This window comes from Skermanella rosea, assembly GCF_016806835.2.
Classification (GTDB): Bacteria; Pseudomonadota; Alphaproteobacteria; order Azospirillales; family Azospirillaceae; genus Skermanella; species Skermanella rosea.
Window position 1 is genome coordinate 1,224,974 of sequence record NZ_CP086111.1, and the last position, 13,481, is coordinate 1,238,454.

Here is a 13,481-nt window from a genome sequence, read left to right on the forward strand (position 1 = left end):
GCATTGAACAAAGAAGATTGGCCACAGATCCACGCAGATGGGCGCAGATAAGTAATTCATAAATATCTGTGTTAATCTGCGTGTATCTGCGGCTAAATAAAGATGCCTGCCCTGAACGACCCTGTACCGGGAGAAAGGGATTCTGCCACAGATTACAGTGATATACCCAGATGATCCGGTCCGTATCTATGTCCATCGCCGTAATCTGTGGCAAAAACCTGAATCACGCTTGCGTCCCTCCCACTATCCCAGCCGGCGGTCGATGGCGAAACGGGCCTTGGAGTTCCCGCGCGTGTCGGATCATGTGCATTTTTGGGAACGGCTTCGCGCAATAATGCTCCCCATACGGTTCCCCCGCTGCTATCCTGCCCGCAATGGTTGACAATGCTGTTCCGGGCGGGGCGGTCGATGGGCTGGGACTACGACATCTTCTTCAGCTACGCCCACGCCGACGGCAAGGCGGCGTTGCCGGTCATCGAGGCACTGCGGGCGCGGAACCTCCGCGTCTTCCACGACGACCGGGAGATCACGGACGGCGAGTCCATCGTCCGGCGGATCGTGGAGGGGCTGGGCCGCGCGCGGATGCTGGTGGCCTGGTACTCGTCCACATACCCGACCCGCCGCGCCTGCCAGTGGGAGCTGACCTCCGCCCTGATCGCCGCCCGGCACGAGTTCCCCGACGGCAGGACGGTCGAGCGCCGCATCCTGGCGCTGAACCCGGAAGCGGGCACCGGGCAACTCCATCCGGCCGACATCCTGGCGAACAAATACGTCGATGCGCGCGGCGTCCCGGCGGAGGAACTGGCCACCCGGGCCGCTGCCCTGCTGGACGGGCTGGCCGGCAGCTTCGGCGAGATCCGGACCCTCGGCGGCCCGCGCTGGTACGGCGGCAACCCGCGCGCCGCGTCCAGCCGGTTCGTCGGACGCTTCCCCGACATGTGGCGGATCGACGAGCGCCTGTCGAAGAACAGGATCGCGCTGATCACCGGCGAAAGCGTCGGGCTGGTCCAGGTGCAGGGCATGGGCGGCATCGGCAAGACCCTGCTGGCGGAGGAATACGCCCGGCGCTTCTGCGCCGCATATCCCGGCGGCATCTTCTGGCTCAACGCCGCCCAGGGGCAGGACCTGGGCGCGCAGCGGCAGGGCTTCGCCGGAAACCTCGGCATCGCCACCGCCGGCCTCGGGCCGGAGGCGGTGGCGGGCGCGCTGAAGGAGAAACTGGCCGACCTGGACGGCTACCTGTGGATCGTGGACGACCTGCCGCCGAACGCCGGCTCGGCCGACCTGAACGCCTGGAGCGCTCCGACCGCCAACGGCGCCACCCTGGTCACCACCCGCGGCACCGGGCTGGGCGACGCGGGCTTCGTCCACCGGCTGGGACTACTGTCGGACACGGAAGCCTACGAACTCCTGACCGGCCGCCGGCCCCCGCGCACCGACGCCAAGCGGGCAGCGCGGGAGATCCTTGACCTCCTGGGCAACCACGCCCTGGCGGTCGATGTGGCGGGTGCCGCCGTCGAGATGCTGGGCTACGCGGGCTTCCGCGACCGGCTGCGCAATCCCGCCGAGGACGCGACGGAACTCGCCGCCGAACTGGCCGACGACCTGCCGACCGACCATGCCCGGCAGATCGCGGCCACCCTGCTGGACAGCATCGACCGGCTGGACGCGGCGGGCCTGCGCTTCCTGCACCTCGCCGCCCTGCTGGCCCCGGCGCCGATCCCCCTGTCTCTGGCAGCGGATGTCTTCGCCCGGCTGCCGGGCGGCGCTGACGGCTTGGCCGAAGCCGCCCGAGCCGTCAAGGCGGCCACGCGTGAAGCCCTGGCCGAACACATTCCGGGCGACGGGGAGGATGACGGCGACGCCGTCTCGGTCCACGTGCTGGTCAGCCGCACCCTGCGCTTCCACAAGGGCGAGCCGCCGCCCGCCATGCGCGACGCCGCCGTGGCGGCGCTGACCGAGGCGATGCGGCAGGCCAAAGACATTCGCACCCATGCCGCCCTGCTGCCCCTGGTCCCCCACGCACGCGCCCTGACTGAAGACCTGCCGGAAGCCCCGGCAGCCACGCTCCTGGTGTGGCTTGGAAACTTCAACCGTGCACGGGGAGCCTACGCCGACGCGGCGGCGGACTTCCGCCGAACAGTCGAAGCCGGGAAACGCCTGCTGGGCAACGAGCATCCCAGCACCCTGACCAGCATGAGCAATCTGGCCGAAATGCTGGGGGCACAGGGCGACCACGGCGGCGCCCGAGCGCTCCAGGAGCAGGAGCTGGCGCTCAGCCGCCGGGTGCAGGGCGACGAGCATCCCGGCACCCTGACCAGCATGAACAATCTGGCCTCAACGCTCTGGGCACAGGGCGACCACGGCGGCGCCCAGGCGCTGCTGGAGCAGGTGCTGGCGCTCAGCCGCCGAGTGCTGGGCGACGAGCATCCCCACACCCTGACCAGCATGAACAATCTGGCCGCAACGCTCCGGGCACAGGGCGACCACGGTGGCGCCCGGGCGCTCCAGGAGCAGGTGCTGGCGCTCAGCCGCCGGGTGCTGAGCGACGAGCATCCCCACACCCTGACCAGCATGAACAATCTGGCCGCAACGCTCCGGGCACAGGGCGACCACGACGGCGCCCGGGCGCTCCACGAGCAGGTGCTGGCGCTCCGCCGCCGGGTGCAGGGCGACGAGCATCCCGACACCCTCGGCAGCATAAGCAATCTTGCCCGAACGCTCCTGCATCTCGGTGATGCCCAGGGAGCGCGAGCGCTGGCAGCCGAGGCGTTGCCGGTCGCGTTGCGGAAGTACGGGCGTGCGCCCGAGCTTTCGCGAGCCTTGATCGCCTTGGCCGAGCATCTCGGCGTGCCCGTGCCGTAGTCCGCCGTCCTGCGCGGATCTTCGGACGGGAGCCGCCGAGTCTGCGTTCGGCAGGACCGCCCCGGCCAAAAAATGCGGGCCAACAATCAGTTGCTCAACCGTAGGTCGGGTAAAGCGAAGCGGCACCCGACAAAGCCGGAGCGTTGCTGTCGGCTGCCGCTTCGCGATGAAAAAACTACCGGTTAGCCAAGGCGCTGTCTTATACCAACGGCATTGAAAAGAGACTCGCTGATTGAGGATTCCCCTGAAGGATGAAATGTGATTCGCTGCGCTCATTGACTTGGAGAGATTTAGCAATGGGAACGGCGGTTGCGATCACGCGACGGGATTTGAGCGCGAGCGACCTGCGTTGTCGGGCGCAACGAGCGGGAAGCATCGAAGCGGCCCGGCGTATGTTGGCCCTTGCCTTGGTCTTGGACGGACGGCCTCGGATGGAGGCGGCCCGGACTTGCGGCATGGACCGTCAAACGCTGTGCGACTGGGTTCACCGCTACAATGCCGAAGGGGTTCGGGGCTTGTCCGATCGCAAGCCTCCTGGGGGCATCCCGAAGCTCACGGCCGGGCAGGAGGCGGAAGTGGCGGAGTGGGTTCGTGCCGGCCCCGATGTGGCGGAGGATGGCGTGATCCGGTGGCGCCGGAAGGATCTGGCGGCGCGCATCGAGCGGCGGTTCGGGGTCGTGCTGGCCGAGCGCAGCGTCGGCGCGTTGCTCAAGCGCCTGGCTTTCCGGCACGTGTCGGTTCGGCCCGTGCATCCGCAACAGGACGCGCAAGCCCTTGAAGCGCATAAAAAAACTTCGCCGCCCTGATAGTCAGGGCAGTACCCGAGGCGGCCAGGAGCAAGCCGGTCGAGGTATGGTGGCAGGATGGGGCGGAGGGGCCCCATGCCCGTGTCGGCCAGCAAGGCACCTTGACCTATGTCTGGGCCGATCACGGCAGCCGGCCGCGCGTGGCGCGCGACCTGCGCTATGAATGGACCTACCTGTTCGGGGCCGTCTGTCCCGCCCGGGACGTCGGTGCCGCTCTCGTCCTGCCCCGGGTCAACATCGACGCCATGAACCTGCATCTGGCCGAAATCGGCCGGCACGTCGCCAGCGGTCACCATGCGGTAGTGGTGCTCGATGGTGCCGGCTGGCACAAGCCGGGCGACAAGCTGAAGGTGCCGGACAACATCAGCCTGCTCCATCTGCCGCCCTACTGTCCGGAACTCAATCCGGTTGAGAACATCTGGCAGTTCCTCCGCCAGAACTATCTCAGTCATCGCGTCTTCGACTCATATGAAGCCATCGTCGATGCCTGCTGCAAGGCTTGGACGGCTCTCACAAGTACTCCGCAGCGCATCCGATCCATCGCAACCAGATCATGGGCGAAGGTCGATGTCTAATGCCGTTGGTATTATGTGGAGGGGCGGCGTCCCGCCGCCCATGGTGCGCGGGACGCGCACCCTCCCAGGCGGCGCGTTGCTGTCGGCTGCCGCTTCGCTGTAGCCGACCTACGGAGTACCGAGCGTGCCATGCCTCTACTTGGCCGGTCCTTATCAAACGATCGCCGATCGCCCGGCGGCACAGCGCGGACCAACCTGCCGCGGCACGCTCCAGGAAATCATTCCTTCACGAGTTCCCGCTATGCTTCGGCGTGCGCCCCGCGCCGGATCTTTTCATCGTGAATACGAACCCCAACGCGGGCGGCATCGCGGCACCGCGCCGGAAGCCCCCGTGGCCGGCCCGGCGAACCGGAAGCACGCGCCCCGCCGCGTCGTTTGTTGACATTCGCGTACATTCCCCGGGGGAGGGGGCAGGCCGCCGTCGCGCCGTTCCCCGCCTCCCGCCCCCGAGGATGTAGACGAATCATGACATCCGCCCCGGTTCACACCCACTTCCGCCAACCCCCGCCGCGCCGGGTCCGGCACCGGCGCCTGCAACCACACCAGGACCCCGCCGCGTCGTTTGCTGACATTCGCGTACATTCCCCGGGGGGAGGGGCGAGCCGCCATCGCGCCTTCCCCCTCGCTCCGCCGCCGCCCCCCAGCCCCCCGATGCTGACGAATGCTGACATCCGCCCCCGTCAGATCCTATCCGCCAGCCCCCGCCGCGCCAGGTTGGCGACCAACGCCCGCACGCCGAATTCCCATTTCGGCGCCTTGTCGCTCGTCGTCACCCGGTTGACCAGGGCGCCCAGCTTCGGCGTCGCGATCCGCACCACGTCGCCCACCTTGTGGGTGAAGCCGGCGCCCGGTTCGTCGCGGTCTTCCACGGGAGCGAACATGGTGCCCAGGAACAGCACGAAGCCGTCCGGGTACTGGTGGTTGGCGCCGATCGCCTGTTCGACCAGGTCCAGCGGGTCGCGGCTGATCTTCGCCATGTTGCTGCTGCCGGTCAGCGTGTAGCCCTCGGGGCCTTCCACCGTCATCGCCAGTTCGGCGCGCCGCACGTCGTCGATGCCGAAGGTGTCGTCGAACAGGCGGATGAACGGGCCGATCGCGCAGGAGGCGTTGTTGTCCTTCGCCTTGCCCAGCAGAAGCGCGCTGCGGCCTTCCATGTCGCGCAGGTTCACGTCGTTGCCCAGCGTGGCGCCCACGGTCTTTCCGGCCGACGAGACCGCCAGCACGATCTCCGGCTCCGGGTTGTTCCAGGTGGAAGCCGCCAGGATGCCGATCTCCGCCCCGGTGCCGACCGAGGCCATGGGCTGGGTCTTCGTGAAGATCTCGGCGTCGGGGCCGATGCCCACTTCCAGGTACTGGGACCAGACGCCGCGCTCGATCAGCAGCTCCTTCAGCCGGGTGGCGCTGTCGGAGCCGGGCTGGATCTCCGACAGGTCGGTGCCCAGCGCGTCGATCATGGTCTTGCGCACCGCCTCGGCCTTGCCGGCGTCGCCCCGGGCCTGTTCCTCGATCACCCGCTCCAGCAGGCTCGCCACGAAGGTCACGCCGCTCGCCTTCACCGCCTGGAGGTCGATCGGGCACAGGAACCACGGCTTCGACGGGTCGCAGGAGTCGTGGGCGCTGTTGGCCAGGATCGCGGCAAGGTCGCCGATCCGCGGCAGGTCCGACGATTTCCGGACCAGCGCCGCCGGGTCGTCGGCGTCCAGCAGGGTGCTCATGGTCGGGGCCAGGGCGGTCAGGTCGTAGACGCCGTCCTCGCGCACCACGACCACGGCCGGGCCGGCATCGAGCTGGACTCGGCCGACCAGGGTTCCGGCGCAGCCGTCTTCCGGCAGGCATGTCTCGGGATTCAGCAGAAGGCTATTCACTCCGGTTCCTCCACGCGCGCCCTCGGGCGCGGCTTTCTTGTTCTGACACCAATCACAGCGATCAGGGATTCAAGTGGACATACCAATCCGTCCAATGACCCCGCGTCAACCATGGAATGCGCCATACGCCGGTCTGGCACCGTGCCATCCCCTCGACATCGCCTGTTGGATGCCCACTTGACATAGCGATGAACGTTTGAGGAGGGAAAGGCTCGATGCCCTCGCGTGATCCCCGAATCTGGATGTGGGCGGAAGCTCTCGACATGATGGACAAGGCGGAGCGGATGCGCCGCCAGTTCTTCCAGCCCGGCTCGCCCGGGAATCCCGGCGCCGCGCGGCGGCCGACTTGGCAGCCGCCGGTCGACCTGATCGAGACCGCCGAGGAATACCTGGTCGTCGTGGCTCTGCCCGGCGTCCGGCCCGATCAGGTCCAGGTCGTGATCGACGGCGGCGTGCTGATCGTCGTCGGCGAGCGGGCGTTGCCGGTCAGCGACCGCGCCGGCCTGATCCACCGCATGGAAATACCCCACGGCCGGTTCGAACGGCACATCGAACTGCCGCCCGGCCCGCTCGAACTGGGCCGGCGCGAACTCGCCGACGGCTGCCTTGTGCTGTCCCTGCGCAAGGCCGGCTGAGGAGCTGACATGGCGACATTCACCCTGAACGACACCACCCCCGCCACCAACGGCAATCCCGCCGCCAACCCGGCCAATGCCCCCGAGAACACCCTGGCCCTCCCGGAAGACGCGATCGCGATCGTCCCGGTGCGCAACCTCGTGCTGTTTCCCGGCGCCGTCCTGCCGATCACGGTCGGCCGCCCGCGCACGATCGCGGCGGCCCAGAACGCGGTGCGTTCCGAGAAGCCGTTCGGCGTCGTGCTCCAGCGCGACGAGACGGTGGACGAGCCGACCGGCCTCGACCTCCACCGGGTCGGTACCGTGGGCGGCGTCCTGCGCTACCTGACCGCGCCCGACGGCACCCACCATGTGGTGACCCAGGGACAGCAGCGGTTCCGCGTGCTGGAATATCTCGACGGCTACCCGTTCCTGGTCGCCCGCGTCCAGATGATGCCGGAGCCGGAGGCCACGGACACCGAGATCCAGGCCCGCTTCTACAACCTGCGCCAGCAGGCGGTCGAGGCGGTCCAGCTCCTGCCCCAGGCCCCGCAGGAGTTGCTGGCCGCCGTCCAGAACATCCCGACCGCGTCGGCGCTGGCCGACATGGTCGCCAGCTACATGGACCTGAAGCCGGAAGAGAAGCAGGAGGTGCTGGAGACCTTCGACCTCGCCCGCCGGCTGGAGAAGGTCGGCAATTTCCTCGCCCACCGCATCGAGGTGCTGCGCCTGTCCCGGCGGATCAGCGAGCAGACCAAGGAGACCATGGACGAGCGCCAGCGCGAATACGTGCTGCGCGAACAGCTCCGCACCATCCAGAAGGAACTGGGCGAGACCGACGCCAAGCAGGTCGAGATCCAGGAACTGACCGAGGCCATCGCCAAGGCCGGGATGCCGCCGGAGGTCGAGACCCAGGCGACCAAGGAGCTGCGCCGGCTGGAGCGCATGCCCGAGGCCGCCGGCGAGTACGGCATGATCCGGACCTACCTGGACTGGCTGATCGAGCTGCCCTGGTCGAAGCTGAGCGACACCTCGATCGACATCGCCGCCGCCCGGCGCATCCTGGACGAGGACCATTACGGGCTGGAGAAGGTCAAGCGCCGCATCCTGGAGTTCCTGGCGGTGCGCAAGCTCAACCCGGAAGGGCGCAGCCCGATCCTGTGCTTCGTCGGCCCGCCCGGCGTCGGCAAGACCTCGCTCGGCCAGAGCATCGCGCGGGCGACCGAGCGCGCCTTCGTCCGGGTCAGCCTGGGCGGACTGCACGACGAGGCGGAGATCCGCGGCCACCGCCGGACCTATGTGGGCGCCTTGCCGGGCACGGTGATCCAGTCGCTGCGCAAGGCCGGCACCCGCAACCCGGTGATGATGCTGGACGAGATGGACAAGCTGGGCCAGGGCTTCCACGGCGACCCCTCGGCGGCGCTGCTGGAAGTGCTCGACCCGGAGCAGAACGGCACCTTCCGCGACAACTACCTCGGCGTGCCGTTCGACCTCAGCCGGGTCATGTTCATCGCGACCGCCAACGTGCTGGAGAACATCCCCGGCCCCCTGCGCGACCGCATGGAGGTGATCGACCTGCCCGGCTACACCGAGGAGGAAAAGCTCGAGATCGCCAAGCGCTACCTGGTCCGCCGCCAGCTCCAGGCCAACGGCCTGACGGCGGAGCAGGCCGGCATCACCGACGAGACGATCCGGGAGATCATCCGCTACTACACGCGGGAGGCCGGCAACCGGAACCTGGAACGGCTGATCGGCGGCGTCTTCCGCAACGTCGCGATGCGGATCGCCGAGGGGACGATATCGAACATCATCGTCGAGCCGGGCCATCTGCCGGAGATCCTGGGGCCGCACCGGTTCGAGAGCGAGACGGCCATGCGGACCAGCGTCCCCGGCGTGGCGACCGGGCTTGCCTGGACGCCGGTCGGCGGCGACATCCTGTTCATCGAGGCGACCCGGACGCCGGGCAACGGGCGGCTGATCCTGACCGGACAGCTCGGCGACGTGATGAAGGAGAGCGCGCAGGCGGCGCTCAGCTTGGTCAAGTCCAGGCCCGAGGTGGTCGGCCCGGAGCCGGTGGAGTTCGACAAGTTCGACATCCACGTCCACGTGCCGGCAGGCGCCATCCCCAAGGACGGCCCCAGCGCCGGCGTCGCCATGTTCATGGCGCTGGTCTCGCTGCTGACCGGCCGGACGATCCGAAGCGACATCGCCATGACCGGCGAGATCAGCCTGCGCGGGCTGGTGCTTCCCGTGGGCGGCATCAAGGAGAAGGTGCTGGCGGCCCAGCGGGCCGGGATCACCACCGTCATGCTGCCGGCGCGCAACCGCCGGGATTACGAGGAGATCCCGGAAGCCGCCCGTAACGCGCTGAACTTCGTCTGGCTGGAACGGGTTGACGACGCCATCGCGGCGGCGCTGACCTGACCAAGGGGGATGGGCTGGCCGCCTAGAGCGGCTCCAAGGGGGCGCTGCGGCCGAATTGCCGCGGCGCCACGTCCCGCGGGGCGGCCCAGCGCACCGCGTTGGCGATCACCCGCTGGACGGTCGGGTGGTGGTACGTGGGATAGGTCTCGTGGCCGGGGCGGAAATAGAAGATCCGTCCCTGGCCGCGGGTGTAGCAACAGCCGCTGCGGAACACCTCCCCGCCCTGGAACCAGCTGACGAAGACCAGTTCCTCCGGCGGCGGGATGTCGAACGGCTCGCCGTACATTTCCTCCGGCTGAAGGTCGAAATGCTCAGGCACGCCCTCGGCGATCGGATGGCCGCGGGCGACCAGCCACAGCCGCTCCCGCTCGCCGGCGACCCGGTGCTTCAGGTGGCAGGTGGTGCCCATCAGCCGGACGAAGATCTTCGAGAAGTGGGAGGAGTGCAGGGGGATCAGCCCCATCCCGTCCAGCACCCGCTTCCAGACCCGCTCGACCACCGCGTCGTCCACGTCGCGGTGGTGCCGGTGGCCCCACCACAGCAAGACGTCGGTGCCGGCCAGCACCTCGTCTGTCAGGCCATGCTCCGGCTCGTCCAGGGTGGCGGTGCGGACCTCGTGGCCGGCGGCGCGGAGGGGGGCCGCCAGCGCCTCGTGCATGCCGTCGGGATAGAATGCTGCCACCTCGGGATTGGCTTTCTCGTGGCGGAACTCGTTCCAGATCGTGACCCTGAGGGGCTTGCTGTCCATGGCGTTTCCCATCTGCCGGCCCGTGTCTCGCTGCGACGCACAAACGAGCGGTCCGGGCGTTGGAACTTAAGGCCGTCCCGCTGGTTGCACGACGAACCCACCACATCATAGATCTCTGGCATCGGGAGACCAAGTCCATGGGGCTTTTCAGACATCGCCCGAAGCCGATCGAGCATCTGCGCCGGGACGCGCGGACGCCGAACGGCACGATCTGGACCTGCTTCGCCACGCCCGCGGAGGAGGAGGCGCTGGAGGAGCCGGAGGTCGTGGACAAGAGCTATCAGCTTAATCCCGGCGACATCGTCAACGTCAAGCCGTGTCGAAGCCGCCGGCGCTTCAGCATCCGTGTCAGGGAGCGGAACGACGCCGTGGTGGCGATCTCCAGGATACGCTGAGGCTTGGCGTCCCGGCCGGAACACTAGGCCTCGACCGTATCCAGCAGTTTCTGCACCTCGGCGATTGTGCGGTCGTAATCGGCCTTCGCCGCCTTGGAGGGAGTGGAAGCCTTATGCTCGTACAGCTTGGTGATGTAATCCCTCAACGCGCCGGCCACGTGTCCGCGCAGTTCCCCCTCGATGGTGACGGTCGTCATGGGGCGGTGTCCTCAGGCTGTGATGACGAGGAGCAGCAGGATCGCGATGGCGATCGAGGACAGTACGATCACGTGGTTCATGTTGTTTTCCATGGGGGTCTCCTGGAGGACGGCTTCGTTGAACGGGCGTTCAGATTCAATCACCCGCCGGGGCCGATTGTTCCCTGTTCCCCGAGCCCGGCCAGGAAAAGGTGAGATTTTGCCCATAGTCGGGATATCGGGCTCCTATGGCGGGCTTAACCTGGGCGACGAGGCGATCCTCGCCTCGGCCATCGTCCAATTGCGGAACGCCTTGCCCGGGGTGGAGATCGTCGCCTTCTCCCGCAACGCCGACCACACCAGGGCCAACCAGGACGTCGACCGCGCGATCAATCCCCGCACTGCACTCCGCGACGAGATCATCCCGGAGGTCGAGCGGCTGGACGTCCTGCTGCTGGGCGGCGGCGGAATCCTCTACGACACGGAGGCCCGGACGTACCTGCGCGAGGTGGTGATCGCCCAGGCCCGCGGCGTCCCGACCTTCGCCTTCTCGATCGGCATCGGCCCCTTGAAAGGGGCAGAAGAACGGGCGGCGGTCCGCGACGGCATGGACATGATGGCCGGCATCACCGTGCGCGAGGTCGCCGCCAAGCGGCTTCTGGAGGAGATCGGCTGCACGCGGCCGGTGACGGTGACCGCCGACCCGGCCCTGCTGCTGGACCCGGCCCCCTTCACCGGCGACATGCTGCGCGCGGAGGGCATCCCGGCCGATCGCCGCCTGATCGGCCTGTCGATCCGCGAGCGGGGCGCCGCGGCGCCCGACCTGGATGCCGGCGGCTACCATGGCGTGCTGGCCCAGGCCGCCGACTTCATCGTCCACCGCTACGACGCCCACGTGGTGTTCGTTCCCATGGAGCGCGCCGATCTGCGGGAGGCCCACCAGGTGATCGCCGCGATGTCGGCGCCGCACTGTGCCGGCGTGCTGCGCGGCGCCTATTCTCCCCGCCAGGTGCTGGGACTGATGCGGCATTTCCAGTTCGCCCTGGGCATGCGGCTGCACTTCCTGATCTTCGCGGCGATATCCGGCGTGCCGCTGATGGCCTTGCCCTATGCGACCAAGGTGGAGGACTTCCTGGACGCTCTCGGCGTGCCCCGTCGGCCCGGCGTCCACGAGGACAGCGCCGGTTCCTTTCTGGCGGCGCTGGACCGGCTGTGGGACAACCGGGACGACCATTGCCGCGAGATGCGGGAACGGATCGGTCGGCTCCAGGACCAGGCGCGCCGCACCGTGCCGCTGATGGTCGAGACGCTGAACCTCGGGTCCGCGGCGCCTGTTGACTGTTGATGTAATTATTCCTAAGTTGGAGGCGTAAATGCCTGTCCTGCGGCCTTCCCCCGATGCAGGCCCCAATTCGCCCACCAACCCGCCCACCATCCCGTTGCCGCCCCGCCGGGCGATCCTGGCCGGCACCGCGGACGTGCTGGTGATCGGGGGCGGCCCGGCCGGCATGGGGGCCGCGCTGGGGGCGGCCTGGGCCGGAGCCGACGTCGTGATGGTCGAGCGGCACGGATTCCTGGGCGGGAACGCGACCGCCGCGCTGGTCATGCCCTTGATGTCTTTCCACACCCAGCGCGGCGCGCCTGCCGATGTTGACAATACCCGGCTGATGCCGACCGATCACGGCCCGGGGGAGCCGATCGTGGCCGGAGCGCTGGCGTCGTTCCTGGAACGGCTGATCGGGGCGGGCGGCGCCATACCGCCTTCCGGCGCCACCGGCTACACCGTTCCGTTCGATCCCGAGACCTACAAGGTCGTGGCGCAGGAGGTGGTCGAGGAAGCCGGCGTCAGGCTGCTCTACCACGCCTTCGCGTCGGGCATCCTGGGCGAGCCGGGGCGGCCGGAGGGCGTCGTGTTCGAGACCAAGTCGGGTCCGGTCGCGGTCCGGGCCGGCACGATCATCGACTGCACCGGCGATGGCGACGTGGCGGCGCTCGCCGGGGCCCGTTTCGACGTCGGACGGGACGGTGACGGCAGGGTGCAGCCGATGACGCTGATGTTCCGGGTCGGCGGCTTCGACCGGCAAGCCTTCGCGGACTATGTCCGGGCGCACCCCGACCAATGGCGCGGCGTCCATGGCCTGTGGGACCTGATCGCCAAGGCCACGGCCGACGGCGAACTGGACCTGCCCCGCGAGGACATCCTGTTCTTCGCGACGCCGCACGAGGGCGAGATCGCCGTCAACAGCACCCGGGTCACCGGAGTGCTGGGCACCGACGTGTTCGACCTGACGGAGGCGGAGCGGCTGGGCAAGGTCCAGATGGGCCGGATCGCCCGCTTCCTGCGCGGCTATGTTCCCGGTTTCGGGATGTCCTACGTGATCCAGAGCGGCGTCACGGTCGGCGTGCGCGAGACGCGGCGGATCGTCGGCGACTATCGCATGACCGCCGACGACGTGCTGGAGGCCCGGAAGTTCGATGACGGCATCGCCCGCGGCTCCTATCCGATCGACATCCATAACCCGGCCGGCAGGGGTACGGTCTTGAAGCGCCTGCCGCCCGGCGAATACTACGAGATCCCGTTGCGCTGCCTGCTGCCGCAGGGCGTCGATCGCCTGATGGTCGCAGGCCGCTGCATCTCCGGCAGCCACGAGGCCCATTCCTCCTACCGCGTGACGCCGACCGCGATGGCGACCGGGCAGGCGGCCGGGATCTGCGCCGCCCTGGCCGCGCGGCAGGGCGGAGCGGCGCGCCAGGTGCCGGCGATCGAAGTCCAGCGGGAATTGCGCCGCCAGGGCGCCAGCCTGCGCGATCCGGCCTGAACCGGTCTGTAACAGTTGCTATCGGAAGCAATCAAATCGGCTTCTATAAGGAATTACCGCAGCCGAAGTCTTCATGGGCTTCGCAATTGGTATTATTTTGCGTTGCCGCCCTGTTGTGTCGAGTCAATACTGTTCTATGACTTCTCGGATCATCCGCCAGCTCTATGGCAAAAAATCAATCCAGAGGGAGAGTC

General features: G+C 68.2%; 11 protein-coding genes. 7 read left to right on the forward strand and 4 right to left on the reverse strand.

All coding sequences use genetic code 11. The features are described 5' to 3' along the window. Window positions 1-384 precede the first annotated feature (384 nt). Together JL101_RS05695 and JL101_RS05700 are read left to right on the forward strand one after the other, a co-directional pair. Window positions 385-2,865: a tetratricopeptide repeat protein gene (locus JL101_RS05695; RefSeq protein WP_203102966.1), complete on the forward strand. Its 2,481-nt coding sequence runs from the start codon at window positions 385-387 to the stop codon at window positions 2,863-2,865. 296 nt (window positions 2,866-3,161) lie between these two features. Then, a protein-coding gene (locus tag JL101_RS05700; RefSeq protein WP_228435301.1) for an IS630 family transposase occupies window positions 3,162-4,246 on the forward strand; the annotation gives its coding sequence in 2 pieces (ribosomal slippage) (window positions 3,162-3,651 and window positions 3,651-4,246; 1,086 coding nt in all). 680 nt (window positions 4,247-4,926) lie between these two features. On the opposite strand, the gene JL101_RS05705 is transcribed toward JL101_RS05700, so the two are convergent. Then, entirely contained in the window at window positions 4,927-6,111 is a 1,185-nt protein-coding gene (locus tag JL101_RS05705; protein WP_228435302.1) for a fumarylacetoacetate hydrolase family protein, read from the reverse strand. Window positions 6,112-6,326: 215 nt separating this feature from the next. Between JL101_RS05705 and JL101_RS05710 the strand changes: the two genes are divergently transcribed. Then, a complete protein-coding gene (locus JL101_RS05710; protein ID WP_203103299.1) occupies window positions 6,327-6,746 on the forward strand; it encodes an Hsp20/alpha crystallin family protein in 420 nt (139 codons plus the stop codon). 9 nt (window positions 6,747-6,755) lie between these two features. Beyond that, window positions 6,756-9,149 carry an endopeptidase La gene (gene lon, locus JL101_RS05715; RefSeq protein WP_203103301.1) on the forward strand — a complete coding sequence of 798 codons (2,394 nt, stop codon included), beginning with the start codon at window positions 6,756-6,758 and terminating at the stop codon, window positions 9,147-9,149. 22 nt (window positions 9,150-9,171) lie between these two features. Here lon and JL101_RS05720 read toward each other — a convergent pair whose 3' ends face one another. Further along, a complete protein-coding gene (locus JL101_RS05720) occupies window positions 9,172-9,897 on the reverse strand; it encodes a ThuA domain-containing protein (protein WP_203103303.1) in 726 nt (241 codons plus the stop codon). 137 nt (window positions 9,898-10,034) lie between these two features. Here JL101_RS05720 and JL101_RS05725 point away from each other — a divergent pair, with 137 nt between their 5' ends. Then, a complete protein-coding gene (locus JL101_RS05725) occupies window positions 10,035-10,292 on the forward strand; it encodes a hypothetical protein (protein WP_203103305.1) in 258 nt (85 codons plus the stop codon). Window positions 10,293-10,315: 23 nt separating this feature from the next. On the opposite strand, the gene JL101_RS05730 is transcribed toward JL101_RS05725, so the two are convergent. Beyond that, the gene (locus JL101_RS05730; RefSeq protein ID WP_192499293.1) at window positions 10,316-10,489 is read right to left on the reverse strand and encodes a hypothetical protein; all 174 of its coding nucleotides are present in this window, start codon (window positions 10,487-10,489) and stop codon (window positions 10,316-10,318) included. Between the two features lie 12 nt (window positions 10,490-10,501). Next, window positions 10,502-10,633 carry a hypothetical protein gene (locus JL101_RS36485; RefSeq protein ID WP_267133549.1) on the reverse strand — a complete coding sequence of 44 codons (132 nt, stop codon included), beginning with the start codon at window positions 10,631-10,633 and terminating at the stop codon, window positions 10,502-10,504. 55 nt (window positions 10,634-10,688) lie between these two features. On the opposite strand from JL101_RS36485, the gene JL101_RS05735 reads away from it, so the two are divergent. Together JL101_RS05735 and JL101_RS05740 are read left to right on the forward strand one after the other, a co-directional pair. Further along, complete coding sequence (locus JL101_RS05735; protein WP_203103307.1) at window positions 10,689-11,813, forward strand: polysaccharide pyruvyl transferase family protein; 1,125 nt, start codon at window positions 10,689-10,691, stop codon at window positions 11,811-11,813. Between the two features lie 28 nt (window positions 11,814-11,841). Beyond that, window positions 11,842-13,287, forward strand: coding sequence for an FAD-dependent oxidoreductase (locus JL101_RS05740; RefSeq protein WP_203103309.1), 1,446 nt, complete (start codon window positions 11,842-11,844; stop codon window positions 13,285-13,287). Window positions 13,288-13,481: the final 194 nt, after the last annotated feature.

Excerpts from the sequence above, each read along its gene's own strand:
- JL101_RS05695 (WP_203102966.1), top strand. The coding sequence starts at position 385 with ATGCTGTTCCGGGCGGGGCGGTCGATGGGCTGGGACTACGACATCTTC.
- JL101_RS05710 (WP_203103299.1), top strand. The coding sequence starts at position 6,327 with ATGCCCTCGCGTGATCCCCGAATCTGGATGTGGGCGGAAGCTCTCGAC.
- lon (WP_203103301.1), top strand. The coding sequence starts at position 6,756 with ATGGCGACATTCACCCTGAACGACACCACCCCCGCCACCAACGGCAAT.
- JL101_RS05720 (WP_203103303.1), bottom strand. The coding sequence starts at position 9,897 with ATGGACAGCAAGCCCCTCAGGGTCACGATCTGGAACGAGTTCCGCCAC.
- JL101_RS05725 (WP_203103305.1), top strand. The coding sequence starts at position 10,035 with ATGGGGCTTTTCAGACATCGCCCGAAGCCGATCGAGCATCTGCGCCGG.
- JL101_RS05730 (WP_192499293.1), bottom strand. The coding sequence starts at position 10,489 with ATGACGACCGTCACCATCGAGGGGGAACTGCGCGGACACGTGGCCGGC.
- JL101_RS05740 (WP_203103309.1), top strand. The coding sequence starts at position 11,842 with ATGCCTGTCCTGCGGCCTTCCCCCGATGCAGGCCCCAATTCGCCCACC.